The organism is Stenotrophomonas maltophilia, from assembly GCF_003970865.1.
GTDB lineage: Bacteria > Pseudomonadota > Gammaproteobacteria > Xanthomonadales > Xanthomonadaceae > Stenotrophomonas > Stenotrophomonas maltophilia_AR.
On sequence record NZ_RXLZ01000106.1, the window covers coordinates 1 to 8263 of the forward strand.

At 66.2% G+C, this 8263-nt stretch carries 3 protein-coding genes and 1 pseudogene; 3 read left to right on the plus strand and 1 reads right to left on the minus strand.

Annotated features, from left to right (window positions below; all coding sequences use genetic code 11):
- Nucleotides 1–113, minus strand: a pseudogene (locus EKL94_RS21485) (c-type cytochrome); the annotation flags it as partial.
- Nucleotides 114–318: 205 nt separating this feature from the next.
- Here EKL94_RS21485 and EKL94_RS21490 point away from each other — a divergent pair.
- From EKL94_RS21490 to EKL94_RS21500, 3 genes are read left to right on the plus strand one after another with little or no spacing between them, the layout of a single operon-like run.
- Nucleotides 319–1470, plus strand: a complete 1152-nt coding sequence (locus EKL94_RS21490; protein ID WP_126930571.1) for an efflux RND transporter periplasmic adaptor subunit — start codon at nucleotides 319–321, stop codon at nucleotides 1468–1470.
- Complete coding sequence (locus tag EKL94_RS21495) at nucleotides 1467–4988, plus strand: efflux RND transporter permease subunit (RefSeq protein ID WP_185830075.1); 3522 nt, start codon at nucleotides 1467–1469, stop codon at nucleotides 4986–4988. Before EKL94_RS21490 ends, EKL94_RS21495 begins: the two co-directional genes overlap by 4 nt.
- Nucleotides 4985–8071, plus strand: coding sequence for an efflux RND transporter permease subunit (locus EKL94_RS21500; protein WP_126930572.1), 3087 nt, complete (start codon nucleotides 4985–4987; stop codon nucleotides 8069–8071). Before EKL94_RS21495 ends, EKL94_RS21500 begins: the two co-directional genes overlap by 4 nt.
- The last annotated feature ends 192 nt before the right edge of the window (nucleotides 8072–8263 follow it).

The window sequence follows — 8263 nt, forward strand, 5'->3', positions numbered from 1 at the left end:
GCGGGAGCCGGGGCCGGGGCGGGTGTGGCAGGAGCTGGAGCGGGCTGTGCGGCGGCCCCAAGGGGCAGGAGGACGGCCAGAGCGAGACAAGCGGCGAGCGGCTGCGGGCGCATGGTGTCGTTTCCGGGGATTCGGGTCTGGTCGTTCCGGCGTGGGGTACGGAACGACCCGAGTATAGCCCCAGGTTTCATCTAGCTGAAATGGGGGCGGGCCGACCAGTGGCACGAAGGCACCATGACCTTTGGGATATGGTGTTGCCGTGAAGTGGTGCATTACTTTGCTACCACACCTGTCCACGCATCCTCCAGGGATCTGACGATGTCGCACCCAACCTTCCTGTCCGGCCGTCGCAGCGGAATCTGCGCTGCCGCACTGCTGATCTCCACCTCCCTGCTGCTGGGCGGTTGCGCCGCAGGGCCCAATTCCGAAGCCAAGGCCGCCGAGACCAAGGAGGAGAAGAAGGTCGATGCGGTCCCGGTCGAAGTGGCGGTGGCCAGCCATCGCGCCGTCGCGGCCAGCTACACCGGTACCGCTGCGCTGGAACCACGCGCCGAATCGCAGGTGGTGGCCAAAACCTCCGGCGTAGCGTTGGCGGTGCTGGTCGAGGAAGGGCAGCGGGTCACCGCCGGCCAGCCGCTGGTGCGGCTCGACCCGGACCGTGCGCGCCTGGCCGTGGCACAGAGCGAAGCGCAGATGCGCAAGCTGGAAAACAACTACCAGCGTGCACAGAAACTGGTCGGCCAGCAGATGGTCAGCGCCGCCGATGTCGACCAGCTGCGCTACGACCTGGAAAACGTCCGCGCGCAGTACCGCCTGGCCACGCTGGAGCTGTCCTACACCACGGTGGTGGCACCGATCTCCGGCGTGATCGCCTCGCGCTCGATCAAGACCGGCAACTTCGTGCAGATCAACACGCCGATCTTCCGCATCGTCGACAACTCGCGGCTGGAAGCCACCCTCAATGTGCCCGAGCGTGAGCTGGCCACCCTGCGCGCCGGCCAGCCGGTGACCCTGGTCGCCGACGCGCTGCAGGGCCAGAGCTTCACCGGCACCGTCGACCGCATCGCGCCGGTGGTGGACTCTGGCAGCGGCACGTTTCGCGTGGTCAGCGCTTTCGATGGCGCCGCGCACGCGCTGCAGCCCGGCATGTTCGGGCGCATCCGCATCGATTACGACCAGCGTGCCGATGCGCTGGTGGTGCCGCGCCTGGCGCTGCTCGACGACGGTGAGCCGGCGGTGTTCCGGGTGCGCGAAGGCAAGGTCGCACGCGTTCCGGTCAAGCTGGGTTACGCCGAGGGCCCGTGGGTGGAGATCCGTGATGGCCTGGCGGCCGGTGATCAGGTGGTCACCGCCGGCAAGGTCGCCCTGCGCGACGGCACCGCAGTGCAGGTGATTGCCGATCCGAAGGCAAAGGCGAAGTCGGTTGCAGCGGCCGCCAAGCCGGCAGACAAGGCCGGGAGCAAGCAATGACCGCCCCGGGCCACGACCACGGTGCCTCGCCGGCGAGCGACGGCGCCGCCGCCGGCATGCGCGGCGGCCTGGTGGAATTCGCCACCCGCCGCCGCGTGACCATCGCCATGTGCACGGTCACCCTGCTGCTGTTCGGCCTGATCGCGCTGGGCAACCTCAAGGTCAACCTGCTGCCGGACCTGAGCTACCCGACGCTGACCGTGCGCACCGAATACACCGGTGCGGCGCCGACCGAAATCGAAACCCTGATCACCCAGCCGGTCGAAGAAGCGGTCGGCGTGGTCAAGAACCTGCGCAAGCTGAAGTCGGTCTCGCGTACCGGCCAGAGCGATGTGGTGCTGGAGTTTGCCTGGGGCACCAACATGGACCAGGCAAGCCTGGAGGTGCGCGACAAGATGGAAGCGCTGAACCTGCCACTGGAGGCCAAGGCCCCGGTGCTGCTGCGCTTCAATCCGTCCACCGAGCCGATCATGCGCCTGGTGCTGTCCAGCAAGACCGCACCGGCCAGCGATGCCGATGCGATCCGCGAGCTGACCGGCCTGCGCCGCTATGCCGATGAAGACCTGAAGAAGAAGCTGGAGCCGGTTACCGGCGTGGCGGCGGTCAAGGTCGGTGGCGGCCTGGAAGACGAGATCCAGGTCGACATCGACCAGCAGAAGCTGGCCCAGTTGAACCTGCCGATCGACACCGTCATCAAGCGCCTGAAGGACGAGAACATCAACATCTCCGGCGGCCGCCTGGAGGAGGGTTCGCAGCGCTTCCTGGTGCGTACCGTCAACCAGTTCGCCGATCTGGAGGAGATCCGCAACCTGCTGGTCACCACCCAGGCGTCGAACGGCAGCGCCGCCGACTCGGCGTTGCAGCAGATGTTCAACATCGCCGCGTCGACCGGTTCGGCGGCAGCCATCGCGGCGGCTTCGGCGGCGCAGAGCGCATCGTCCGGTGGTGGCTCCAGCGTGGTCGCCAACGGTGTGCCGGTGCGCCTGAAGGACGTGGCCACCGTGCGCCAGGGCTACAAGGAGCGCGAAGCGGTGATCCGCCTGGGCGGCAAGGAATCGGTGGAACTGGCGATCTACAAGGAAGGCGACGCCAATACCGTGTCCACCGCCGAGGCGCTGCGCAAGCGCCTGGAGCAGATCAAGGGCACGTTCCCGTCCGACGTCGAGATGACCACCATCGAGGACCAGTCGCGCTTCATCGAGCACGCCATCGCCGACGTCAAGAAGGATGCGGTGATCGGTGGTCTGCTGGCGATCCTGATCATCTTCCTGTTCCTGCGTGATGGTTGGAGCACGTTCGTGATCAGCCTGTCGCTGCCGGTCTCGATCATCGCCACGTTCTTCTTCATGGGCCAGCTCGGTCTCAGCTTGAACGTGATGTCGCTGGGTGGCCTGGCACTGGCCACCGGCCTGGTGGTGGACGACTCGATCGTGGTGCTGGAGAGCATTGCCAAGGCCCGCGAGCGTGGCCTGGGCATCCTGCAGGCGGCCATCACCGGTACCCGCGAAGTGAGCATGGCGGTGGTCGCCTCGACCCTGACCACCATCGCGGTGTTCCTGCCGTTGGTGTTCGTCGACGGCATCGCCGGCCAGCTGTTCCGTGATCAGGCGTTGACCGTGGCGATCGCCATCGCGATCTCGCTGCTGGTGTCGATGACGCTGATTCCGATGCTGAGCTCACTGAAGGGACGGCCGCCGATGGCGTTCCCGGAAGAGGCACCGAACGAACCGTGGCAACCGCAGAACCGCTGGCAGAAGCCGGTTGCACTGGGTCGTCGTGGCGCCGTGGCGACCGCGCGCTGGACCTTCTATGCGCTGGCCTGGCTGGTCGTGCGGGCGTGGCGTGGCGTGGTGGCGGTTGTCGGCCCGGTGATGCGCAAGGCCAGCGATCTGGCGATGAAGCCTTATGCCGGTGCCGAGCGCGGCTACCTGCGACTGCTGCCGAGTGCGCTGGCGCATCCGGGCAAAGTGCTGGGCGTGGCCTCGATCATCTTCGTGGCGACCATGGCGCTGGTGCCGATGCTCGGTGCCGACCTGATTCCGCAGCTGGCGCAGGACCGTTTCGAAATGACGGTGAAGCTGCCGGCCGGCACGCCGCTGAAGCAGACCGATGCGCTGGTGCGTGAGCTGCAGCTGGCGCATGGCAAGGGGGAGGGCGTGGCCTCGCTGTACGGCGTCAGTGGCAGCGGCACCCGCCTGGATGCCAGCCCCACCGAAAGCGGCGAGAACATCGGCAAGCTGACCGTGGTGATGGAAGGCGGCGGCAACGCGCGCACCGAAGCGGAGATCACCGAGCGCCTGCGTGACACCATGGGCCAGCATCCGGGTGCACAGGTCGACTTCGCGCGGCCGGCATTGTTCAGCTTCTCCACGCCACTGGAAATCGAGCTGCGCGGACAGGACATGGCGACGCTCGAAGTAGCCGGCCAGCGCCTGGCGGCGATGCTGCGCGGCAACGCGCACTACGCCGACGTGAAGTCGACGGTGGAAGAGGGCTTCCCGGAAATCCAGATCCGCTTCGACCAGGAACGCGCTGGTGCGCTGGGCCTGACCACCCGCCAGATCGCCGATGTGGTGGTGAAGAAGGTGCGCGGCGACGTGGCCACCCGCTACAGCTTCCGCGACCGCAAGATCGACGTGCTGGTGCGTGCCCAGGAAGGCGATCGCGCCAGCGTGGAGAGCATCCGCCGGTTGATCGTCAATCCGGGCAGTACCCGGCCGGTCACCCTGGACGCGGTGGCTGACGTGGTTGCCACCACTGGCCCCAGCGAGATCCATCGTGCCGACCAGACCCGCGTTGCGGTGGTGTCAGCCAACCTGCGCGATATCGATCTCGGCGCGGCCATGCGTGAAGTGCAGCAGATGGTCGCCGAGCAACCGCTGGGCGCGGGTGTCGGCCTGCACATCGGCGGCCAGGGCGAGGAACTGGCACAGGCGGCGACGTCGCTGATCTTCGCCTTCGGTCTGGCGATCTTCCTGGTCTACCTGGTGATGGCTTCGCAGTTCGAGTCGCTGCTGCATCCGTTTGTGATCCTGTTCACCATCCCGCTGGCGCTGGTTGGCGCGATCCTGGCGCTGATGCTGACCGGCAAGCCCATTTCGGTGGTGGTGTTCATCGGCCTGATCCTGCTGGTCGGCCTGGTCACCAAGAACGCGATCATCCTGATCGACAAGGTCAACCAGCTGCGCGAGGCCGGCGTGGCCAAGCACGAAGCACTGGTGGAAGGTGCGCGCTCGCGCCTGCGGCCGATCATCATGACCACGCTGTGCACGCTGTTCGGCTTCCTGCCGCTGGCGGTGGCGATGGGCGAGGGCGCTGAAGTGCGTGCACCGATGGCGATCACCGTGATCGGCGGACTGCTGGTGTCGACCCTGTTGACGCTGCTGGTGATCCCGGTGGTGTACGACCTGATGGATCGTCGCGGCGACGCCTACTACCGTGAGCGCGGGCGCAAGCACGCCGGCGAAATCGAGCCGGGCACAGCAGGCAGCGCGGCGGGCACGGAGGAACCGGCATGAGTGTTGCCGAGTTCTCCATCCGCCGCCCGGTCACCACCATCATGTGTTTCGTGTCACTGGTGGTGATCGGCCTGATCGCTTCGTTCCGGCTACCGCTGGAGGCGCTGCCGGACATCTCCGCGCCGTTCCTGTTCGTGCAGATTCCGTACACCGGCTCGACCCCGGAGGAAGTGGAGCGGACCATCATCCGCCCGGTGGAGGAATCGCTGGCGACGATGACCGGCATCAAGCGCATGCGCTCGTCGGCCACCTCCGAGGCGGCGCTGATCTACATCGAGTTCAGCGACTGGGATCGTGACATCGCCATCGCCGCCTCCGACGCGCGCGAGCGCATCGACGCGATCCGCAGCGACCTTCCCGACGACCTGCAACGCTACAACGTGTTCAAGTGGTCCAGCAGCGATCAGCCGGTGCTGAAGGTGCGCCTGGCCAGCACCACCGACCTGACCACCGCCTACGACATGCTCGACCGCGAGTTCAAGCGGCGCATCGAGCGCATCCCCGGCGTGGCCCGCGTCGACATCACCGGTGCGCCGCCGAACGAGGTGGAGATCGCCATCGATCCGAACCGGCTCAATGCGCACGGGCTGAGCATCAACGAGTTGAGTGACCGCCTGCGCACGCTGAACTTCTCGATCTCGGCCGGGCAGATCGACGACAACGGCCAGCGCGTGCGCGTGCAGCCGGTGGGCGAGATCACCGACCTGCAGGAAATGCGCGACCTGGTGATCAACGCCAAGGGCCTGCGCCTGGGCGACATCGCCGACGTGCGCCTGAAGCCGGCGCGGATGAACTACGGGCGTCGCCTGGACGGCAACCCCGCCGTCGGCCTGGACATCTTCAAGGAGCGCAGCGCGAACCTGGTCGAGGTGTCGCGGGCTGCGCTGGCCGAGGTCGAATCGATCCGCGCGGAGCCGTCGATGCGTGACGTACAGATCAAGGTGATCGACAACCAGGGCAAGGCGGTGACCTCCTCGCTGCTGGAACTGGCCGAGGCCGGTGGCGTCGGCCTGATCCTGTCGGTGACGGTGCTGTTCTTCTTCCTGCGCCACTGGCCATCGACGCTGATGGTGACCCTGGCCATTCCAATCTGCTTCACCATCACCCTGGGCTTCATGTACTTCGTGGGGGTGACGCTGAACATCCTGACCATGATGGGCCTGCTGTTGGCCGTGGGCATGCTGGTCGATAATGCCGTGGTGGTGGTGGAGAGCATCTACCAGGAGCGCGAGCGCCTGCCGGGGCAGCCGCGGCTGGCCTCGATCATCGGTACCCGCAACGTGGCCATCGCGCTCAGCGCCGGCACGCTGTGCCACTGCATCGTGTTCGTGCCGAACCTGTTTGGCGAGACCAACAACATCAGCATCTTCATGGCGCAGATCGCGATCACCATCTCGGTCTCGCTGCTGGCCTCGTGGCTGGTCGCGGTCAGCCTGATCCCGATGCTTTCCGCGCGCATGGCTACGCCCAAACTGGTGCACTCGCAGACCGGCATGATCGCGCGCCTGCAGCGCCGCTACGCGACACTACTGGACTGGTCGCTGCGCCATCGTGGCTGGAGCCTGCTCGGCATCGTGCTGGTGGTGCTGGTCAGCCTGGTGCCGATGAAGCTGACCAAGGTCGACATGTTCGGTGGTGACGGCGGCAAGGACATCTTCATCGGCTACATGTGGAAGGGCGCCTACACCTACCGGCAGATGTCCGAGGAAGTGGCGCGGGTGGAGAGCTGGATCGACCAGAACCGTGAACGCCTGCACGTGAAGCAGGTGTATTCCTGGTACAGCGAGCAGGAAGGCAGCTCCACCGTGGTCACCCTGGACGAGAAGTACGCCAAGGACATCAAGGCGCTGCAGGAAGAGCTGCGCAAGGGCCTGCCGAAGTCGGCCCGCACCGACTACTTCGTCGGCAACCAGGGCGGCGATGGCGGTGGTGGCGGCAACCAGGGCGTGCAGGTGCAGCTGGTGGGCGACTCCAGTTCGATGCTGCAGGAGATCGGCCAGGAAGTGGTGCCGCTGCTGGCCCAGCGTGCCGAGCTGCGCGATGTACGCATCGACAATGGTGAGAAGGGCGGCGAGCTGAAGGTGCGCGTCGACCGCGAGCGCGCCGCCGCATTCGGCTTCAATGCCGAGCAGGTGGCCAGCTTTGTCGGCCTGGCCCTGCGCGGTGCGCCGATGCGCGAGTTCCGCCGCGGCGACAACGAAGTGCCGGTATGGGTACGTTTCGCTGGCGCCGAGCAGAGCAGCCCGGAAGACCTGGCCGGTTTCAGCGTGCGCACCGGCGATGGCCGCAGCGTGCCACTGCTGAGCCTGGTCACTGTCGACGTTGGTTCGTCAGCCACCCAGATCGGACGCACCAACCGCCAGACCACGCTGACCATCAAGGCCAACCTGGCCGAGAAGGTCACCGCGCCGGATGGCCGCAAGGCGATGGAGTCGGTGCTCAAGCCGATGAACTTCCCGGCCGGCTATGGCTTCACCTTCGATGGCGGCGACTACGGCAACGACGACGAAGCGATGCAGCAGATGGTGTTCAACCTGCTGATCGCGCTGGTGATGATCTACGTGGTGATGGCGGCGGTGTTCGAATCGCTGCTGTTCCCGGCGGCAATCATGAGTGGCGTGCTGTTCTCGATCTTCGGTGTGTTCTGGCTGTTCTGGATCACCGGTACCTCGTTCGGGATCATGTCCTTCATCGGCATCCTGGTACTGATGGGCGTGGTGGTGAACAACGGCATCGTGATGATCGAGCACATCAACAACCTGCGGCGTGGCGGTATGGGCCGTACCCAGGCGCTGGTGGAAGGCTCACGCGAGCGCTTGCGGCCAATCATGATGACCATGGGCACGGCGATCCTGGCGATGGTGCCGATCTCGCTGACCAACACGCAGATGTTCGGCAATGGCCCGGAGTACGCGCCGATGGCACGCGCGATTGCCGGCGGCCTGGCGTTCTCGACCGTGGTCAGCCTGCTGTTCCTGCCGACGATCTATGCGGTGCTGGATGACCTGCGAACCGCCGTCACGCGGCTGATCCGCCGTGCGCGTGGAGTGGAGATGGTAGAGCCGGGCGCTGCCCGGCTGTAATGCAAGTCAACGTGTTGTGGTGTGGGGGAGGCCGGTCGTAGTGGGGCGGCCTCCCCCTTTTTTTGGGTTCTTCTCCCATCTGAGGGGAGAGGCTCACGGCCGACCCGCTAGATTGTGGTTGTCGAGACTACAAACTGGGGCCGGCCGTGGCCAAGCTGGATTGTATGCCGTTGCTGGGATGCTGGGCGGGAT